Annotated in this window: 16 protein-coding genes and 2 pseudogenes; 9 read left to right on the plus strand and 9 right to left on the minus strand. The window is 68.9% G+C overall.

Features of this window, described 5'->3' with window-relative positions; genetic code table 11:
* Positions 1–222 precede the first annotated feature (222 nt).
* From DWB77_RS36105 to DWB77_RS36115, 3 genes are all read right to left on the minus strand, one after another.
* Complete coding sequence (locus DWB77_RS36105) at positions 223–603, minus strand: VOC family protein (RefSeq protein WP_120726855.1); 381 nt, start codon at positions 601–603, stop codon at positions 223–225.
* A gap of 216 nt (positions 604–819) precedes the next feature.
* Entirely contained in the window at positions 820–1,755 is a 936-nt protein-coding gene (locus tag DWB77_RS36110) for a transposase (RefSeq protein WP_120726856.1), read from the minus strand.
* 332 nt (positions 1,756–2,087) lie between these two features.
* Entirely contained in the window at positions 2,088–2,672 is a 585-nt protein-coding gene (locus DWB77_RS36115) for a DinB family protein (RefSeq protein ID WP_120726858.1), read from the minus strand.
* 615 nt (positions 2,673–3,287) lie between these two features.
* On the opposite strand from DWB77_RS36115, the gene DWB77_RS36125 reads away from it, so the two are divergent.
* Positions 3,288–4,490, plus strand: a complete 1,203-nt coding sequence (locus DWB77_RS36125; RefSeq protein ID WP_120726860.1) for an SGNH/GDSL hydrolase family protein — start codon at positions 3,288–3,290, stop codon at positions 4,488–4,490.
* Between the two features lie 113 nt (positions 4,491–4,603).
* Here the strand turns inward: DWB77_RS36125 and DWB77_RS36130 are convergent, their stop codons facing one another.
* On the minus strand, positions 4,604–4,927 hold the full coding sequence (locus tag DWB77_RS36130; RefSeq protein WP_120726862.1) for a hypothetical protein: 324 nt from the start codon (positions 4,925–4,927) through the stop codon (positions 4,604–4,606).
* A 407-nt stretch (positions 4,928–5,334) separates the two neighbouring features.
* Positions 5,335–5,859, minus strand: coding sequence for a hypothetical protein (locus tag DWB77_RS36135; RefSeq protein ID WP_120728633.1), 525 nt, complete (start codon positions 5,857–5,859; stop codon positions 5,335–5,337).
* A 217-nt stretch (positions 5,860–6,076) separates the two neighbouring features.
* On the opposite strand from DWB77_RS36135, the pseudogene DWB77_RS39085 reads away from it, so the two are divergent.
* Positions 6,077–6,205 (plus strand): annotated as a pseudogene (locus DWB77_RS39085) (pirin family protein); the annotation flags it as partial.
* Between the two features lie 756 nt (positions 6,206–6,961).
* Here DWB77_RS39085 and DWB77_RS36145 read toward each other — a convergent pair.
* The 3 genes and pseudogenes from DWB77_RS36145 to DWB77_RS38115 form a co-directional block, all read right to left on the minus strand.
* A pseudogene (locus DWB77_RS36145) lies at positions 6,962–7,321 on the minus strand (MerR family transcriptional regulator); the annotation flags it as partial.
* Between the two features lie 26 nt (positions 7,322–7,347).
* Complete coding sequence (locus tag DWB77_RS36150) at positions 7,348–8,115, minus strand: SDR family NAD(P)-dependent oxidoreductase (RefSeq protein WP_120726864.1); 768 nt, start codon at positions 8,113–8,115, stop codon at positions 7,348–7,350.
* A gap of 182 nt (positions 8,116–8,297) precedes the next feature.
* Positions 8,298–8,618 (minus strand): amidohydrolase, encoded by a 321-nt coding sequence (locus tag DWB77_RS38115; protein ID WP_162952288.1) that lies wholly within the window; start codon positions 8,616–8,618, stop codon positions 8,298–8,300.
* 405 nt (positions 8,619–9,023) lie between these two features.
* On the opposite strand from DWB77_RS38115, the gene DWB77_RS36155 reads away from it, so the two are divergent.
* The 7 genes from DWB77_RS36155 (at position 9,024) to DWB77_RS36200 (ending at position 16,096) form a co-directional block, all read left to right on the plus strand.
* Positions 9,024–10,064, plus strand: a complete 1,041-nt coding sequence (locus DWB77_RS36155; RefSeq protein ID WP_120726866.1) for an ABC transporter substrate-binding protein — start codon at positions 9,024–9,026, stop codon at positions 10,062–10,064.
* A gap of 65 nt (positions 10,065–10,129) precedes the next feature.
* Complete coding sequence (locus DWB77_RS36160; RefSeq protein WP_120726868.1) at positions 10,130–11,095, plus strand: FecCD family ABC transporter permease; 966 nt, start codon at positions 10,130–10,132, stop codon at positions 11,093–11,095.
* Positions 11,096–11,100: 5 nt separating this feature from the next.
* Complete coding sequence (locus tag DWB77_RS36165) at positions 11,101–11,871, plus strand: ABC transporter ATP-binding protein (protein WP_120726870.1); 771 nt, start codon at positions 11,101–11,103, stop codon at positions 11,869–11,871.
* Between the two features lie 119 nt (positions 11,872–11,990).
* Positions 11,991–12,215, plus strand: a complete 225-nt coding sequence (locus DWB77_RS36170; RefSeq protein ID WP_120726872.1) for a heavy-metal-associated domain-containing protein — start codon at positions 11,991–11,993, stop codon at positions 12,213–12,215.
* A gap of 656 nt (positions 12,216–12,871) precedes the next feature.
* Entirely contained in the window at positions 12,872–13,615 is a 744-nt protein-coding gene (locus tag DWB77_RS36180; RefSeq protein WP_120728635.1) for a YcnI family protein, read from the plus strand.
* An 866-nt stretch (positions 13,616–14,481) separates the two neighbouring features.
* On the plus strand, positions 14,482–15,345 hold the full coding sequence (locus tag DWB77_RS36195; RefSeq protein ID WP_120726876.1) for a hypothetical protein: 864 nt from the start codon (positions 14,482–14,484) through the stop codon (positions 15,343–15,345).
* Positions 15,346–15,502: 157 nt separating this feature from the next.
* Positions 15,503–16,096 (plus strand): sigma-70 family RNA polymerase sigma factor, encoded by a 594-nt coding sequence (locus tag DWB77_RS36200; protein ID WP_162952701.1) that lies wholly within the window; start codon positions 15,503–15,505, stop codon positions 16,094–16,096.
* 459 nt (positions 16,097–16,555) lie between these two features.
* Here the strand turns inward: DWB77_RS36200 and DWB77_RS39095 are convergent, their stop codons facing one another.
* Positions 16,556–17,302, minus strand: coding sequence for a hypothetical protein (locus DWB77_RS39095; RefSeq protein ID WP_246033767.1), 747 nt, complete (start codon positions 17,300–17,302; stop codon positions 16,556–16,558).
* Positions 17,303–17,590: the final 288 nt, after the last annotated feature.

A 17,590-nucleotide genomic window follows, 5' to 3' on the forward strand; every position in this document is an offset into this window, starting at 1 on the left:
CCACAGTTGGCCGATTCTCGTCGTGGCTGGTGGCTGGTGGCTGGTGGATGGCCCCTGGCCGGGCTGTGCCCGGGCGCGGCAGAGCAGGGCTCAGGTGTGGTGCTTGCCCTCGCCGATCTTCATGCCGTAATGGATCGGTGACGCGGGGCCGGCGGCCCGGCGGCGAACGCAGGAAGGGCTAGGGCCCGTTGGCCTGATTGCTCTTCGTCGACTGCCCGTGCTTCAGCGCAGCTCGCCAGTGACGATCCACAGGTGACCGAACGGGTCGCGGAGGCGTCCCTCCCGCTTGCCGTACGGCCGGTTCTCCACCGGTACGATCACGGTGCCTCCCCCGGCGACCATCCGCTCCGCGACGGCGTCCTGGTCGGCGAACTCCGCCTCCAGGAGGACCGGGGAGCCACCGATGTCGTCCGGCGAGAGCCAGCCCCACTCGGGCACCGCCGGGGACAGGGAGAACGGGGAACCGTCGACCTGTAGGACGACGACCATCACGCGACCGTTGTCATCCTGGGCTCGGAAGACCTCCTCGGCGCCCATGGTTTTCTGGTAGTAGGTCGCGGCGGTGTCGGGGTCCGGAACGATCAACCGTGGCTTCATACTCATGAGTTGACTGTATTCCCCTGCCTGATGGGCCCGCAGGAGAGATTCAGTCCAATTCGAGCCAGGTGCCACAGACGTTGGCCCATGAGGGCGAAGGTCGTGTCCCAAGGAATGGTGCGCCAAGGAACCGGCCCCGCGCGACGCCAGCAGTTTGACGGCCGACCGCTCTCAAATCGTGCGGCCTGCTCAGACGGTGACGCCCCCCGGGCCAATCGCGTCCTATGGCCGGGCGCCGGATTGCGTCGGCATTGGCCCGGACTCCGGCGGTGTGGGCCGTTGCCCTCGACAGCTCGGAGGGGTCGGCGGCTCGGCCCACTGCCGTGCCTTGGCGGCGGCCTGGGTCGTTGGTGCGACGACGTGTAGTCCCATCGGTGAGGAGCAGTAATGCAGGCGTCTTGGACACATCGCACGGGTGTGATGGGAGCGGTCTTGCTCGGTGGCGCTCTCGCTTCCGCCGGGCCGGTCCACGCTGACGTCATTGGTGGGCTGGGCAACGCCACGTTCGGGAATGTGTGTGTCAATCACTCCTCCAGCAGTGCGGCCGGCGCGACGGCGGATGGCCCTGGCTTCCTGACCAGCAACGCTGGACAGCCCCCGCTGGCGATGCCCAGGAACAACTGCGGCACCCAAGGCGCCACTGGCTTTCGGGGCAACTTCGGTTAGCCGGGCTGCAAGCCGTCCGGTACCCAGGGCGACGGAAGGCGGAAGGATGCCGACGGCGGTGACGAGAACAGCGGGCATCAGTACGGCGGTGCCGACGACGATGCTGCGCTTGCGGCCGATGATTCCTTCGCCCACGTCAGCGCTCTGCTCGCGGACGGGGACGTTGGTGGAGGTCGTCACGCTCTGCGCGTCGATCACGACGCCGGTCGGCTCCGGGCTGCGGCCCGCATCCTCGCGGACCCGGCGCCGCAGCAGCGCGTTGAGCTGCCCGAAGATTCCATCGTGTTTCCCTTTCCCGAAGTAGGCGTAGACCGTGTTCCAGTGCGGGTGATCACGCAGGAAGTAGCGCCAACGGCGGCCTGCCCGGGCGACGGTGAAGAAGTACGCCTTGTCCGCGCGGAGTTTGGGGGGCGACCGCCGCCGTGGTTGCCGGCCGGACAGGACGGCGGGGATGACGAGAGTGAGTGGCTTGAGGGCGAGGCTGCCGTGCATGTTTGCACCTGATACGGCGCGGCCGCGAGCGGAATGTCCTGGGCATCGGACAGCGCGTGCAGCTTGCTGCCCTTCTTGCGTGGCGAGGTGTGCCGAACGTCGGCGGCAGTGGGCGCTAGGCGCAGCCGCTGGTCAGCACGTACACCTCGGCGGTGAACACGGCCCGCTGGTCGCGCGAAGTGGCCCCGCCACGTTGATCAAGCCGCGAACGACGGCAGTAACGGAGCGACCGGCCTCCGAAGTTCATCGGGACCGGACGCTTCGGCAGATCAGCACTCACGGCCGGTCCATGCCGCTCGAACATCAAGCAGCAAGTCACGGGGAACATCCCTCTATGCCTTGACTGAGGCGGCCGATCTGGCGGCCTGCTCGATCTTCGCGCAGTAGGCGGCGCGGGCTTCCTCATCGATCTGCATCTCGTGCTCGGGACGCATCCCGGTGCGGCCGTCGACACCTTCACGCAGGACGTCGGCATGCCCGGCATGCCGGTTGGTCTCGCCGAGGACGTGGACCAAGATGGCGAACAGGTTCGTGTTGCGATGAGGCTCCGGCCACCACGGCACTTGGCCGGCGGCATCCAGGGCAAGCTCGTCGATCGTCGCGTCCGAGTGTTCCCACGTGTGCTGGTAGGACTCGATGATCTGATCGCGCGCCTCGTCCTCAGCCGCCCACAGATCGCTGCCGTCGTGGTCCTGCCACCGGGGCAGCGGCTCCGGGGACGGTCGGCCGAAGACCTCGCCCAAGTATCTGGCCTCGACGCTGGCCACGTGTTTCACCAGGCCGAGGAGGTTGGTCCCGGTCACCGTCAGAGGCCGGCGGACGTCGTATTCGGACAAGCCGTCGAGTTTCCAGAGCAGCGCCTGCCGGTCCCGCCGCAGTCTCCCGTGCAGGGTGTCCTTCGCGAAATCGTCGATCATGCGGCATGAGCCTGCCACGGGCTACTCGTGGCCTCAAGATCCTGTACGTGGACCGCAGCGATCGGCGGTGCCGAAGCCTGGCCGTGGCCTTCGTCCCGAGCTACTAGAGGAGCTCGCGGAACTTGCGGCGCGAGGCAGCCTCTCGTCGCAACCGGCGCACCTTGGGAACAGCCGCTTCGTGGCCCCTCCAGCCAGCTGCCGGCCAAGTGCCACCCCTTCATCTCCTAGGTGACTCACCCCCAACCGTACTGTGCGTCAGTGAGTGGATGCCTAACCTTGAATGAAGGTTGCCTAAAAGGCTTAGGTAAATGCATACTACTTGAAGGCAAGGGTACGGCGGCACCGGCGAGGAGGCCGGCGGATGGCACGGGCAGAGCAATACCGCAGCGATTGACGCAGGCAGAGGGGCGAGCTCGCTTGTTACGTCGCCTTGGAAGTCAGTGACGGCCTCCGTCACAGCGCTCCGGATTCCGCCGCGAGCTTGGCGCGGATCGTAGACGCGGTGGACGCGCTGCTGCGCAACTGGGCCGCTGAGCCACGCCCGATCACTACCCGCCGAGCCCCCCCGATGACCGCCCGCCGAATCCACTTCTAATCACCGCGAGGCCATGAACCATGGACGACCCCCTCCGCAGCTCCGCCGACACCGACTGGATCACCACCCCGCTCACCACAGCCCTCGTACGCGGCGCACTGGGACTGGAGCAGACTGCCCGTGGCCTGCTGCCGCACCGGTTGCCCGCGCGCGCCCGGGCGCAGTGCGCGGACGGGCAGCTCGCCATGGCCGAGTCTCAGCCCTCCGGCGTACGGATCGCGGTACGGACCCGAGCCACGGCGTTGGAGCTGGACACCCTGCTCACCAGGAGGGTGTACGCCGGCGGCCCCCCGCGTCCGGCCGGGCTCTACGATCTCCGGATCGACGGTGAACTGGCCGCCCAGGCAAGTGTGAGCGGCGGTGACACGCTGACCATCGACATGACGAACGGCTCGGCTCAGCACACGCCGGGTGCCGTGGGCACGCTGCGTTTTGCCGGGCTGCCCGAGCGCGACAAGGTCGTGGAGATCTGGTTGCCGCACAACGAGACCACCGAGCTGCTCGCGCTGCGCACCAGCGCACCGGTGGAGCCGTTGCCCGAGCGGAGCCGCAAGACCTGGCTGCACCATGGCAGTTCGGTCAGCCACGGATCCGACGCGGCGAGCCCAAGCACCACGTGGCCCGCGCTCGCCGCCGCGCTCAACGACGTGGAGCTGGTGAATCTGGGGTTCGGCGGCAGCGCGCTGCTCGATCCGTTCATCGCGCGGGCGATGCGGGACACCCCCGCAGATTTGATCAGCGTCAAGATCGGCCTCAATCTCGTCAACCTGGACCTGATGCGGCTGCGCGCCTTCGGCCCCGCCGTGCACGGTTTCCTCGACACGATCCGCGAGGGCCACACGACGGCGCCGCTGCTGGTGATCTCGCCGATCCATTGCCCGATCCACGAGGACACACCCGGCCCCGCCGCTTTCGATCCCGAAGCCCTCGCTGCGGGGAGGCTGCGCTTCAAGGCCACCGGTGATCCGGCCGAAGTGACGGCGGGGAAGCTCACCTTGAAGGTGATCCGCGAGGAGCTCGCCCGGATCGTGGCGCAGCGCGCGACCGACGACCCCAACCTGCACTACCTCGACGGTCAGGAGCTGTACGGCGAGCGGGACTTCATGGAGTTGCCGCTGCCCGACCAGCTGCATCCGGATGCGGCGACCCATCGGCGTATCGGCGAGCGGTTCGCGAAGGCGGTCTTCAACGGGGCCTTCGCGGCCAGTAGTTCGCCCCGGTAGAGGTGCCTACGTCCCCAGCCATGCGCGAGTTCCCCCCGGTCAGACTGTCTGGGCCAGTCCGGTGGGCCGGACAGCGTCCCGACCTTTCAGCCTTTGAGCGGGGCGTTGAGTTCTCAGGCGGATTCGGCCTCGTCGAGCGCGGACAGGCCATCCTCCCAGCGACGACGCCGCTCATCGGCGCTCTGCTCCCACCAAGGGGTGCCGCGCTCTCCGAGAGCGACCTTCGCACGCTGTACACGCTCTCGGGCTTTCCGCACGGCCGCTTCGTCGCCGTTCGTGAGCGCGGAGCGCACTGCACGCCGGGCTGCCATGAGGTGCTTGCGAAGGCGGGACGCAATGTCTTCGGGGAGTGCCGGGTCGGTCGCCCGCCACTTGCGCCCGTCGATGACGACGAAGTGGCCGTCAGGGGTGTGCTCGAGGCGCCGGTTCGCTGCCATACGTCCGATTCTGCCCGGCCGACCACGGCCTCACCAGGTGAGACGGGTAAGTGCTGGTCGCAGGGCGATCCCAGCCACCTGCGACTCCTGGCGAGCGTGACCGGAGCCTTGATCACAGTGGGCGGGAGTGCACTGGCCCGCCCGGGACGCCGGTCTCACCGAGGTCGACAGCAGTGAGGGGGAACCCCGGGCGGAGCCTCGTTGCGGACCAAGATGAACTCCGGCTCCGGCTCCGGCTCCGGCAACTGCGGCAGGGGCTGGCTCACGGAAAGATCCTTTTCCGGTGGACTGCTCCGGCAGCACCCGCAGGCCCCCGAGGCGGGCGACTCATTTCGTCGGGCGGGCCAGTTCTGACACCCCCCGATCAAGTTCAGTAGTGCCGAGTTCGTCGATGACGGGCACGCCGCTCAACCCTTGATCAGCGGGTCGTAGGGCTCATCCTCCGGCGTGAAGATCAGGATGAAGTCCTTGCCTGCCTCGGTCGCGACCTCGCGCAAGCGGGCCAGTACGTCGGTCTCAGTGGGAAGGTCAAGGCCGAGAGCAGCGGCCGCTCGGTCCCGGCGAACAGCCACGTCGGGCATGTCCTCCATGTACTGGGCGGCCAGCTCACCCCTCTTCTCGGCAATAAAGGCTCGGCGGTCGCGCCACCAGGGCGCGACCAGGAGGAGCCGCAGGAGTTCCGGCAGGCCGATAGCGATCAGCGACGCGCAACCTTCGGAGTCCGCGTACAGGACCGGACGTTCCTCAGCGCCATCGCCACAGAAGAAGTACGTGCCTCCTGCTCCATCACCCGCGAAACCGTCCAGAGCCGCGCCCGACGCGAGGTGGACGGCCTCGCCATGGTCTCCCCGGCCGAGGTCGAAGTCGCCCGGCCAGGCCAGGTAGCTGGCAGCGTCGGCGTGTTCGGAAATGGCGGTGATCAGCGATTGCACGCGCCGCACCCTAGCGACCCGGAACGACACTCACGTGCTCACCGGCAACAGACCGACCGGGAATTCGTGGCGGTGGGGATCAACACAGCAAGCGGATGTTGGGGACTGCGCGCTGGTGGCGAGAGGGTGAGCGCGGTGGTAAGCGCAGTAGGTACAGACTTGGCTCACGGGGCGAACCAAATTGCTCTGGAACTTCGTCGGCGGTTCTAACGAGGATGTCGCACAAGCCCGTTCGGAGTGGATGAACGGTGATCGCTTCGGTGAGGTGAAGGGCTAAGACGGGCCTCCGATCCCGGCCCCCGAACTACCGCCTGTGGCGCTGAAACCGCGGGGTCGTGTGCGCTGAGCGGCGGGGATGTTGGGACGGATGCCCGCTTGACTGAGGCGGGCGGCCAAGTAGGAAGCGTTCTCTCCCCTCAGTCCGGAGCTCTCTCATGCGGCGCCAGGACGAGGGTGTGTGCACCGGATAGTGCGAACTTGTGTGGGCGGGTTCAGCAATCCCAATGCTGACCTTTCTGACGGTGCGTCATGTCGGTGGGTGATGGTGACGACGCAGATCAGGAGCGCGTGGTTGGGGCGGCTCCGCGATCAGTGGCGGCATACACCTCGTGCACGGAGTCGTCGGCGTCCACGAGCCAGGCACGGTCCAGGACGTCCGGGTGGCGAGAGGTTGCCTCTCGCATCAGATGTTCGGCCACGTCGGGATGGAGCGGCGCGATGGCGGGCGGCGGCTTCCTCGGGGGAACGTGGCCGGTGTGAGGTGAGGTGGCTGCCAGCCGACCCGGGCATCGATCACGAGTCCCGTTGTCAGTCCGAGGTCAGCGGCGCGGCGCAGCTGGCCCGGGCCGCCGGTCTTCTGCGTGCGTGCGGACAGATTCTTTGGCCCGCACCAACACGGGTAATGCCCACCACATTTCATGGCGGAAGGCACAGTGCGGAGCATCGGCATCATCGGAGTGGGCGAGATCGGCCGGGCCATGGCCGAGGCGCTGCGCTACGGGGACGGTGTGTCGCCCGATGTCTTTCTCTCTCCGCGGTGGGCCGGCGCCGCCGCCGAACTGTCCGGGCGCTTCGAGAGCGGCCATGTGTGCGCCAACCAGGAGCGGATTCGATCGTCGGTCTTCTCCCGGAGTGCTCCTTCCAGCCGATCGCGGGCCTCGGTCTGGGCGGCAATCCGTTCGTTGAGGACCGCCAGGCGTTCCAGCGCGACCCGCAGGCCCTTGTCCGAGGGCGGTGCGGCGGCCACATCGCCGTCCAGGCACGGCAGGAACACGCGCACGTCGTCCAGGGTGAGCCCCGCAGCCAGCAGGTAGCGGATGTTACGAACCCGCGCCACGGCCCGCTCGTTGTAGACGCGGTAGCCATTGGGGGCCCGTTCCGAGGAGATCAGCCCGGCCTGCTCGTAGTGCCGCAGCGCACGGGCGGACGTCCCGGTCGCCTTGGCCAGTTCACCGATCCGCACCCATCCCACCTCCCGGGCCACTCCTATCACGCCACGACTGCCCCGCCGTCGACGGGTAGTACCACTCCGGTGACGAAGGATGCGGCCGGTGCGGTGAGCCGGCTGATAGCCCAGGCCACCTCCTCGGGTCGGCCGATCCGGCCCAGCGGGGTGTGCGCCAGCTGCCACTCCCGCACTGCGGCCATCCGCTCCGGCGTCAGGCCCTGGTGCTCACCGATGGGGGTGTCGATCGCGCCGGGGGCAACCGCCACCACCCGGATCCCGCGGGGTGCCAACTCGACCGCCCAGCTGCGGGTCAGCAGCTCCAGGGCGGTCTTGGTCGCCGCGTAGACCGAGTTGCCGGGCCAGGCCCGCTGTCCCACCGACGTACTGACATTGACGATCACTCCGCTTGCCGTCTCCAGGGGTGGCAGCGCGGCCTGGGCCAGCAGTATGGGGGCGACGAGGTTGGTGGTGAGCTGAGCCGTGATCATCTCTGGCGTCAGCGTGCCGAGGGCGCCGCTGCGCACTATGCCGGCGTTGTTGACCAGCACGTCCAGCCGGCCGTGTGTCTTGAGCACGGCCTGGATGATGCGATCGGACTCTCCCTCGGCGGTGATGTCGGCGGCCAGCGGCATGATCCGGTCGTGCCCGGCAGCGGTCTCCTTGAGCGGCTCGGGCCGCCGCCCGATCGCGACCACGTGGGCGCCCTCGGCGGCGAAGACGCGGGCGGTGGCCCGGCCGATCCCGGTGCCTGCTCCAGTGACGGCGACGACCCTGCTGCTCTGCGATGCGGTGCTGTTCATGCTGGTCATCGTGCAACCCTGCCGCCAGCGGCAAGGTCAAGCGATCTGGGCAAGCCGCGGTGCGGGTTGCTGCCCGGCCTCCCGGGCGGCGGAGCGCCGGCGGTCGAACTCGGCGTTTAGATGTGGGCAGTTGCGGCAGAGCGTCACCCGCGGCACCTCCGCCAGGGTGCACAAGCTCTTGACGTCGCCCTTCAGGCCGTCGGGGACGGGTCCGGCGAGAGTTGCCGCATCGCCGCCCGGACCCTGGCCTCAACCTCGTGGTCATGCGTCGTGAGCGGGCTCCCGTCGGCGTGTCCGGTGGCGTCGATCTCGGCGACGACGCGGGTGGCGCGGTCGAACGCGGCCTGGACTCGGGCCCGTTCAGGCTTGGAGAGTCTGGGGTTGCCGAGGAAGACGGCCTGGGTGTTCTCGGCGTGGTAGGCCCAGATCTTCCGGAGACTGAGGTGTTGCGGCTGGCTGCGGCGGTCGAGGACGGCTTCGAGTATCCGCTGGGTCGGGCGATCACCGTGCATGCCGTGCGCGCCTTCGCTGAAGAAGTGCTGTTCTTTGTAAGGGAGTTAACCGCTGTTCCCGGCTTCGGTGTACGCGGCTGGGTGGGGGAGAGGTTCGTCGAGGTGTCCGCCGCCGCGCCGCCGCCGATCCTCTTGAAACGCTCATCGAGGTGTTGCGGGCCGCCGAGGACGCCGTGCACACCGCCGTGCAGGTGAGTGTCGACGGGGCGGTCGTGGCGCCGCATTACAGGCTGCTGAGCGCGCTCCGCGCTCCTATCCACTGCTGTGACTGCCTACCCCCGTCCCGGTGCGGGAGCAGCCGACAGCAATTCTCATACGTGCCGGGAACCGGTAGGCAACTTTGTCCGACTACTGCTCCGGGGCGTTCGAACGGCCCCTGCCGTCCGTCTCCGAGGAGCACCACGTATGGCCGTCAAAAGACCAGTAGTCGCCGCTGCGGCCGTCATCGCCCTGAGCCTCGGCGGCGCGGCGTGCGGGGGGCCGACGGATCAAGACGGGGCCGACGGCCGCGCGGAAGCTGCTGCCGCACGCTCCGGCTATCCCGTGAAGATCGAGAATTGCGGCACGAGCCAGGTCTTCGAGAAGGCGCCGAAAAGGGTCGTCGTCATGAACGGCGCATCCGTCGCCGAAGTCTCGACCCTGCTCGCGCTGGGCCTCGGAGACAGGATCGTCGCGAACCAGCAGTCGTACGGCACGTCCGAAGTCCCGGGCCGCGCCGAAGCCATCAAGAAGCTGCCGACCGGCGGCATCAAGCAGAACGAAGCCTTCGACATTCCGCGGGAGTCGATGATCGGGCTGCGCCCCGACCTCGTCCTGTCGACGACGTCGTACGGCTTCGACGCCAAGAACGGATTCGCCACCCGCGACGAGTTGCAGAACGTCGGCGCGCGCACCTACATATCACCGCAGGGCTGCCACGACGAGAACTCGAAGCTCACCATCGAGGACAGCTACGGCCTCCTGCGCGACATGGGTCGCATATTCCAGGTGTCCGACCGTGCGGAAAAAATCATTGCCGCGTCGCGCAAGCACATCGCAGCTGTCTCCTCGAAGGTGTCCGGCAAGAAGAAGCCGCAAGTCACGATGCTGTTCACGAACATGTCGATGGGTAGCAACGACTTCAGCTCCGTGGTGGCCAACGGCATATACAACGACATTCTCGGCAAGGCCGGTGCCGTCAATGCCTTCGCCTCGGCGTCGAAGACGTCGTTCGCCGACCTGAGCAAGGAGAAGGTGGCGGCCACGGTCGTCGACGCGCTCGTCATCATCGCGTACAACGATCCGAATCCCGCGGCCTACGCCGAGAAACTGTTCAAGGAGTTCCCCCAGTGGTCGGCCGCGAAGAACCACATGTACGTGACACTGTCCGACTCGATCTACCTGAGCCCCGACAACGACCTGGCTGTCGAGCGGATCGCGAAGAAGCTCCACCCGGACGCGTTCTGAACCCACCGGGCCGCCGGCGCGCTGCCATCGCTCTCGCTGTTCTGCCCTGCGTCCTTGTCTTCGTCATGCTGGTGGCCGTCAGCATCGGTGCGGTGAACGTGCCGTTGGGAGTCGTGTGGCGCATCGTCCTGCACCACGTCACCGGGATCGGGCGGGTGCCCGACGACATCGCGGTCGACCAGATCGTGTGGACGTTCCGCACCCCGCGTGTCGTCCTCGCCGCGCTCGTCGGGGCGGGGCTCGCCCTGTCCGGCGCGGTGCTACAGACCGTGGTCGCCAACCCGCTGGCCGATCCCATCGTGCTCGGTTTCTCCTACGGCGCCACGCTCGGCGCCGTCGTCGTCATCACCCTGGGCGGCGGAACGGCACTGCTGGGCCTCGGTGTTTCGGCCGCGGCCTTCGTGGGCTCGGTCCTCGCGGGCGCGCTGGTGTTCTGGCTGGGGCGGCGGCGCGGCCGGATGGCGCCAACGCGGCTCATCCTGGCGGGAGTAGCGGTCGGGTACGTGTTCCTGTCGGCGACCAGCTATGTGCAGTTGCAGGCCACGCCCACCGAACTGCGTACGGTGATGTTCTGGATGCTCGGCAGCGTGGCCGGTGCACAGTGGCACCAATTGCCCGCTGTCACGGTGGTCGTAGTCGGCTGCACGGTGCTGCTGGCCATGTTCGGCCGCCGGCTGAACGTGCTGCTCGCCGGCGACGAGACCGCCACCTCCCTGGGCACCGACGTCAACCGGCTGCGGACGGTTCTGCTCCTGCTCAGTGCCCTGCTCACCGGCGCGGTGATCGCGGTCGCGGGCAGCATCGGGTTCGTCGGTCTCATGATCCCGCACCTGGTACGACTCACCGTCGGCGCCGACCATCGCAGGCTGCTGCCGCTGTCCGCGCTGCTCGGAGCGGTCTATCTGGTGCTGGTCGACCTGCTGTCCCGCACCCTCAACCGTCCCAACGAGCTGCCGCTCGGTATCCTCACCGCCCTGCTGGGCGCTCCTTTCTTCTTGTGGTTGCTGCGCCGCAACAAGGGTCTGGACTGAACACCATGAGACTCTCCGTTGATCAGCTCCACGTGACGCTGGACCGCCATCGGATCCTCGGCGGCGTGGACATCGAGGCCGGCCCTGGCGACTTCGTGGGTCTGGTCGGGCCGAACGGCAGCGGCAAGTCGACTCTGCTGCGTGCTGTGTACCGTTCGCTGAGGCCCGCCGACGGGGTGGTCAGGGTCGGCGGGGAGCTGGGCTCCCGGGCTGCCGCGCTGCGGACCGCCGCGGTCCTCCAGGACGGGACCGGCAGTACCGGAGGACTCACGGTCACCGAGACCATCGCGCTCGGGCGGGCACCGCACCACGGACTTCTGGGGCGTGACGGGCCGCGCGACCGGCAGGCGGTGGAGGAGGCCATCGACCTGTGCGCCGTACGGCACCTGGCACACCGCGACTACGGCTCGCTGTCCGGCGGCGAGCGTCAACGGGTGCTGCTGGCCCGGGCTTTGGCCCAGCAGCCACATCTCCTCGTACTGGACGAGCTGACCAACCACCTCGACATCCGCGCCCGGTTCGAACTGCTGCACCTGGTCCGGTCCACCGCCACCACGACGCTCGCGGTACTGCACGACCTCGATCTCGCGGCCCGCTTCTGTGATCACCTGGTCGTGCTCGACGAGGGGACCGCCGTGGCCGCCGGTCCCGTCCTCGATGTCCTCACGCCGGAGGTACTGGCGAAGGTTTTCGGTGTGGCCGCGTCGGCGCGACGCGATGCCGACGGCGTGGTCCGTCTCACCTATGCCGCCGACCCGTTGGCCGCCGACCGGTGAATGGTGGACCGAGACGGGGCGCCGATCCGCGTGTGGGTGGTGATGAACAGGGCAGCCTGTCGTTTCGTACTCCATGCCGTAACGGATCGGATGCCGCACCTGCGCGAGGAGCTGACTCGATGGGTCGCAAGAGCTACACCGTCACGGGAATGAGCTGTGGGCACTGTGCCGCAGGCGTATTGGACACGGTTTCCGCGGTGGCGGGCGTCCGTGAGGTCACGGTGGACCTGGCGGCCCGGACGGTCGTGGTCGACGTCGTGGAAGGTGCCGATGTCGACGACGCGGGGGTGCGTGTCGCGATCGCGGAGGCGGGTTACGGCGTTGTGGGGGCGGACCTCACCTGATGAGCCCGGCTGGCGGTGCCGCGTGGGAGGATGCCGCCACCATGGGTCTCTCCAGGACGGTACGCGGCGTGCGCGCGACGGTGTTCGCCGCGATGTGCGTGCTGCTTGCTGTCGGGGGGCATCGCCTGGCGTCGGGGGAGTTGCCGCCGTTGTGGGCGGACGGCGCCGGATTCCTCGGGATCTTCGTCCTCGGCTTCCTGCTCGGCGGCCGTGAGCGTTCATTGGCGGGGATCGCGGGTGCGACCCTCGCCGGCCAAGCGGGCCTGCACTTCACCTACGAGGCCGCCCGGCCCCGCACCGCCCTCGCCATGCACGGCATGCGGATGACGCACGCCCACGCGATGACGCCCCATGCCGTCGCGGCCCATACCGCGGCGACGCTTGTGGTGTCCTGGTGGTTGCGGCGGGGCGAAGCGGCCCTTTGGTCCCTGCTGCGCAGAGCCGTGGCGTTCGTGCCCGGCCTCGCGGCCTGGTGGCGGGCCCGTACGGATACGATTCCGGACCCTGCACGCTGTGGACCGGTGCGAGGCTCGGGGGCGGCTCCGCGGGCGCTGAGGCAGGTGCTCCTGCGGTACGCCGTGTCCCGTCGGGGGCCGCCGTCGGCGTCGGTTATCCGCGCTGACCCCAACCCGACGTTCTCCTTCGGAGTACCGCTCATGATCCACATACGTACCGTCGTCCGGCGTGCCCTGCGGCGGACCGCGCTCGCGGCCGCGCTGGCATCGGCTGGAGTGCTGGCCGCCGCCGGCGTGGCCTTCGCGCACGTGACCGTTCACCCCGGCAGTTACGCGAAGGGTGCCACGGACGGCGTCCTGACCTTCCGCGTCCCCAACGAGGAGGACAACGCGAGCACCACGAAGGTCCAGGTCTTCGTGCCCACCGACCACCCCGTCCTCGGCGTCCTGGTCGCGCCGATGCCCGGCTGGACCGCTCAGGTGACGACCGCCAAGCTCAAGACCCCGATCAAGACCGACGACGGCAGCATCACCGAGGCTGCCTCGGAGATCACCTGGACCGGCGGCAAGATCGATCCTGGCCAGTACCAGGACTTCAACGTCGCCTTCGGCCAGCTGCCCGACGACACCGACCAACTGTCGTTCAAGACCTTGCAGACCTACTCCGACGGCAAGACGGTCCGCTGGATCGACGAGGCCAAGCAGGGCCAGCCCGAACCGGCGAACCCGGCGCCGGTGCTGAGCCTCACCAAGTCGGCGGCCGGTGACGGCGGCGCAGCCTCGGCGTCCCCGAGCGTCTCGCCCGCCGCGCCCAAGGCCGCCACCGCGTCGTCCAGTGACGGCGCGGCCCGTGGCCTGGGCATCGCGGGGCTGGTCGTGGGGGTGCTGGGTCTGACCGCCGCGGTGGTCGCGATCCGCCGCGGACGCCGGTCGTCGGAGGTCTGACCCCCGACGGTGGTCCGCCCCGCCCCGTCCCGCCACGTCCCGGGAACGGTGACGGTGACGGGGCGGACCACCGCTCTCCTGTGCCTCCCCGCCCGGGCGGCCCGGAACCAATGTGCTTGAGGGGGCCGACTCCTCGCACGGCGCGCGGTGTCGGGCCGCCGCCACGGCGGGTTGCAGGCCCCCGTGGGATGTTCCGAGCCCTGCTCGACGGCTCCGTCGAAGCCGCAGCGCGGCCTCCTTGCCGATGCCGTCGGGCAGGCCGGGGTGCAGCTCCAGAAGGCGGCCCGGAACCCGCCGGTCCACGAGTCGCGCCCGGTGGTCGTCCACGCGGCGCTGTCCGGGTCGGCGAAGAGCGGGAAGCGGTCGCCGACTTGGGTGCGGGTAACGGTGACCCGGTGGAGGAGCGCGTCCAGCGCGGGCGCGGCCCACCATGTGTCCGCCGAGCGGGGACAGGACCGCGGGGGTCCCGAAGCCGACCGTCGTCGTCAGGCCGAGCACGGTGGGTGAGACGCCCAACTCGGCCGAGAGGCGGGGGCCGAGCGCGCCGAGCAGGAACAGCTGGAGCATGGAGAACGCCATGGCCGACGTGAGCAGCGGGGTCATTGAGCCCGTCGCCACCTCCACGCCACAGCGTTCTTGTCCCCTCCCGGGCCCGCACCATCAGCCGCCATCCCTGACCCCTCGCCCGTCCCCGCTCCACTGCGTCCGTCGCCGAAGCTCCCTTCCTCAGAAGTCGGCCCGAACACCCGGCGGGTTCCGGCCCGTTGCTGTGCTCTGAACCACAGGGGGCGGATCGGCGGGGGGCGTTGCCCAATTTGCGTACCCGACGGTGCAGCCCAAGGCGCGGGTGCAAGGATGAGCCCGCCATGACTGCCGGAGGGTTCTGCCGCACGATTCGGGCCGCGATGTTCGCGGCCGTCTGCGTGCTGCTCGCGGCCGTGGGGCACGTGCTCATGTCGGGTACGTCGGTGCCCTGGTGGGCCCTGGCTGCCGGAGCCGTCGCCACCGGAGTCACTGGGTGGTGTCTGGCGGGCAGGGAGCGCGGGGTCGCGCTGGTCATGTCCGCGACGGTGGCCGCGCAGGTCCTCCTGCACTCCTCGTTCTCCCTGGCACAGGCCGTGGTGCGGCCCGCGCTGCCGGGCGGGGCGTCCTTCGCCCAGCAATGGGCGCAGTACCTGCTCTGCGGCTCGTCGAGCGCCGATTTGCCGTCCGAGGCCGAGGCGGTGCGGATCGTCAGCGACGCCGGGCTCGGCAGCCGACTTGCTTCCGCTCCGCCGGGCATGGACCACATGTCGATGTCATCCATGACATCCATGCAGCCCATGTCGTCCGCGCACATGTCGGCGGGCTGGATGGCCCACGACATGGCAGCGATGAACCACACGGCTTCCATGGACCCCATGGCGCACGCGGCCCACATGGGGTCAACGGGCTCCATGGGCCACGACATGGCGGGTACGTCGTCGATCAGCATGCTGGCCGCCCACCTGCTGGCCGCGCTGCTGAGCGGGCTGTGGCTCGCCTACGGTGAGCGGGCGGCGTTCCGCATCCTGCGGGTCCTGGCCGGCTGGTTCGTCGCCCCGCTTCGACTCGTACTCGTCGTTCCGGCGCCACCCCACCGGCCTCGCACGCCCTCCTGTCGTCACCGTACGGCGGACGTCCTGCGGCAGCTCCTGCTCGCCCGCGCCATCACCTCCCGGGGACCGCCCATGAGGACCGCTGTCGTCTGACGACAGCCGGTTTCCCGAGGCCTGCGTGACGGACAGGTAATCCTCCCGGCGCGCCCTCGGGCATCGTCCGCGCAATTCTCCGCGCGGCCGTACCCCTTCACCGGACCCACCGACGCAACGGCCGGTCCGGATCCCGGAATCCCGAGAAGGACACCAGGTGACCACTCCTGCCCTGCCTTGCTCGCGCGACGAGTCGATAACGGCCTGGGCGCTCGCCGCCCGTGGCGGCGACCCCGAAGCCGTAGAGCATTTCATTCGCGCGCTCCAGCGTGACGTACGCCGGTACGTCACCTATCTCGGCGCAGATCCACAGGCCGCCGATGACTTGACGCAGGACACGTTCCTGCGGGCGCTTGGCAGCCTGCACCGTTTCGAGGGCCGCTCCTCGGCCCGCACCTGGCTGCTGTCCATCGCCCGCCGTACGGTGGTCGACAGCCTCCGGTACGCTGCGGCGCGGCCCCGGCTCTCCGACACCGACGACTGGCAGTCGGCCGTCGAACGCGTCCAGCCGCAGGGCCTGCCCGGCTTCGACGACGGCATCGTCCTCGCCGATCTCCTGGCGGCATTGCCCGACGAGCGCAGAGAAGCCTTCGTCCTTACCCAACTGCTCGGACTGCCTTACGCCGACGTGGCGCAGCTGAGCAACTGCCCAGTGGGGACGGTCCGTTCACGGGTGAACCGGGCCCGCGCGGCACTGATCGAGCGGCTGCGGGACGCCGAGCGGCCCGCCTTGGTGGGCGCCGCGGCCTGACGGAGCCACTGGCACGGCGGCCCGGCCTCATCCGGGCCGCCCGTGCCCAGTCAGTCAGCCGCCCCGAAGAAGGGGGGGCGCTGCCGCATCGAGAAGATTGGGGACAGCGGGTCAGACCTTCTCGGCCACGATCGGGGGGCCTTGGTGTGAGTACGGTGATGTCCTCGATGCCGGCAGGGGGAAGGGGAATCCGGCCGGTTTGGACGAGGGCGGTGGCGCAGAGCATGGCGTTGATGCGCTACTTGTGGCCGTGCAGCCCGGCCATGCGCAGCAGAGTTGCGGCCGAATCGTCTGTTGCCTCAGGTTTCTGCGCGTGGTGGGTCATGCTGGCTCGAAGCGTGCGTCGTGGGTTCCGCTCTACGGGCTGCCGGCGAACTGCTGCGAGCCGTCAGCGACGACAGGCGCTTGACTGCCTCGGCCTCGGCCAGCCCGTTCTCCAGCGCCTGCGGTCGGCGATTGCTACTGGCCGCGGTTCAGCAGGAGGTGCGATGCCGGGCGGCATGGCCTGCCGAAGGCGGTGCATCGCCTCTCGAAGTCTGGCGGGAGCCAGCCGCTCCCCAGCAGCCGGGGATGGGCGGGGAAGGCTGCGACAGCGGCAAGGATGAACAGCAGGGACGCCCAGGGGGTGTGGAGCTGGACTGTCGTCTGCCGTCCGTTGCGGATGTTGCGGAAGCTGGTCTGGAAGACCTCGGGTGCGACGAGGTCGATCGTGTCCAGGCCGCTCCAGGCGAGGTCGAGTGGGCACTGCGGGTGTCCGAAGTAGACCTTGCGCGCGGTGACGGTGATTTCGCCGGACCCGTCCACCACCCAGCGCGGTTGCGCGTCGTTCGCAGCAGCGCGGCGGCGGGCGGAGTTGCCGAGGGCAGAGCCGGCCATGCTGCCAAGTACGAATGTGGGACTGCCGAACGCAACGACGCTTCGGTGCATATAGCTACCGTCGCCCAGTGCCCGCCAGGTCAAACGCGTTGCATGACCGACTGCGAGGGCGCGCTCTCCGGGCTCGAGCCGGGCGACGGTGGTAACCAGCGGACGCTGCCCCAGTCGACCTTCGGCCAGGTCGGAGATGATGTCGCACGAGACCCAAAGGTACTCGTCGAGCCATGACCATCCCGGTTGCTTCTCCATGCCGGAGGCAGGGGCGTAAAAATCGTTCACTGTCTCTACCATTCCCCCGTGTTGATGCGCCATCAACGCTGTACGGATCATGACCACTTTACTGAGATGCCTGTGCACCCACGAGGGTGTTGTTTGGCCACGCTGCTGGCAGGGGTGCGTACTGTCGTAGCGTCCGTATATGGCCTCGCCATACCCCTGGCCAGCCAGTTGCGACCGTCGTCCGCGTCACGCAACGGCGCAAGCGAGGTCTGCCGGACACCGGGCTCGCCCTCATCGCGGGTCGGGAGGGCCGCAGCGGTGCCTGCGTCATTGGCTCCCCTTGCCTAAGCGGTCGGAGACCCCCGTGCGGAAGCACGCAAATCGTAGCCCCGGCGCAGT

Origin of the sequence: Streptomyces hundungensis (assembly GCF_003627815.1) — a bacterium.
Taxonomy (GTDB): Bacteria; Actinomycetota; Actinomycetes; order Streptomycetales; family Streptomycetaceae; genus Streptomyces; species Streptomyces hundungensis_A.